This window comes from Parendozoicomonas verongulae (genome assembly GCF_009711465.1).
Classification (GTDB): Bacteria; Pseudomonadota; Gammaproteobacteria; order Pseudomonadales; family Endozoicomonadaceae; genus Sansalvadorimonas; species Sansalvadorimonas verongulae.
Window position 1 is genome coordinate 1 of the sequence record NZ_SMME01000658.1, and the last position, 1542, is coordinate 1542.

A 1542-nucleotide genomic window follows, 5' to 3' on the forward strand; every position below is an offset into this window, starting at 1 on the left:
AGAGTTAAGCAAACTGGTCGAATCGAAGGTAGCGCCGCAAAGGCAGGTAGTGTTCCACCTCCCTTTGCACCGGATATCTCTGCTGCTCTGGCGGTGGCTTTTAAGCTGGTTAACCGAATCAAAGGTGTTGCCACAGGGGCAGGTGGTGTTCCGCTTCCCTTTGCATCGGGCATTTCTGTTGTTCCGCTCTCCTCGACATACGACTTCCCTTTCATCTTGATGCAATATCTCCACGTCCGGTACAGGGCTATCATGGATCAAGTTTTCTGAGGTTGACGACATAATTTCATAAACATCAACCTCTTTTTTAACAACTTTTCGACAATGAATTTCCCAAGCGTTGAGATCAGAGTTAAAAGGCAGCGGAAGTCCATCAACAAATTCACCTGTTATTTTCACGTCACCTGTCGTTGACGGGGCATCAACTTTGCGGAGAGTTACGGAGCAGGTAGAGCCTTCTGCTATCAGCTCAAGGGTTTCCTTGTCCTGATGTGGCAGCCTGATTCTGGATGGGCTATCAACCCCCTGACAAACCAGACTGTTTTCGGGACCCGATACACAGAATGTGTCATCTAAAGGCTGAACGACGGGTGATGATGTGCGGATATGGCCTGTTGAGATGATATCGGCCTCCCTTTCACCTGCTGGCAAAACAAGCGTACAGCTACTTACCTGTTTGTCTGTACCCGCATCAACAACAGCAGGAGCTATGGTCAGGATAAGCCAAAGATATGAGGCATTTGCCAGCCTTTTCAACGAGCATAACCTCCGATTCAACCCTGGCACGATAGGCTAGTCGGTGAAGGTGGCTGGGGCAATTTTCAAAGCTGGTAAAGTTATGGACCTGAACAGCTCTCGGCACCTCTCGTGTATCTTATTTCTTTGTGATCCGTTTCTCCCTGCCTAGGGTGTCGCTGCACCTTCGGCGGTGAGATTTAAGCAGGTTGGCCGTATCGAAGGTGGCGCCGCAAAGGCAGATGGTGTTCCGTTTCCCCTTGCACCGGGTATCTTTGCTGCCCTGGCGGTGAGAATTAAGCTGACTGACCGTATCGAAGGTGACACCACAGGGACAGGTAGTGTTCCGCTTTCCCTTGCATTGGGCGTCGCGGCTGCCCCGGCGGTGAGCGCTAAGCAGGTTGACCGAGGCAAAGGTCATGCCGCATGGGCAGGTGGTGTTCCGTTTCCCCCTGCACCGGACATCGCGGCTGCCCTGGCAGTGAGAGTTAAGCCGGCTGACCGAAGCGAAGGTGGCGCCGCAGGAGCAGGTAGTGTTCCACGTCACTTGGCACTGGGCGTCCTTGCTGCTCTGGCGGTGAGAGTGGAGCATGTTGACCGTATCGAAGCTGGCGCCGCAGGAGCAGGTGGTATTCTGCTTCCCTTTACACCGGGCATCTCTGCTGCTCTGGCGGTGGTTTCTAAGCTGGTTAAATGAATCAAAGGTGGTGCCGCAGGGGCAGGTGGTGTTCTGCTTTCCTCGACGTACTACCCTCTTCTCATTTTTGCTCAATACCCCTACTTCCATTGCAGGGCTGTCGTAATCCA

General features: G+C 53.0%; 2 protein-coding genes. Both read left to right on the forward strand.

The window, feature by feature from the left end:
* The coding region (locus E1189_RS23225; protein WP_196221081.1) for a hypothetical protein at positions 1 to 270 on the forward strand (270 nt) is incomplete at its 5' end.
* 658 nt (positions 271 to 928) lie between these two features.
* Positions 929 to 1432, forward strand: a complete 504-nt coding sequence (locus E1189_RS02405) for a hypothetical protein (protein WP_155158469.1) — start codon at positions 929 to 931, stop codon at positions 1430 to 1432.
* The last annotated feature ends 110 nt before the right edge of the window (positions 1433 to 1542 follow it).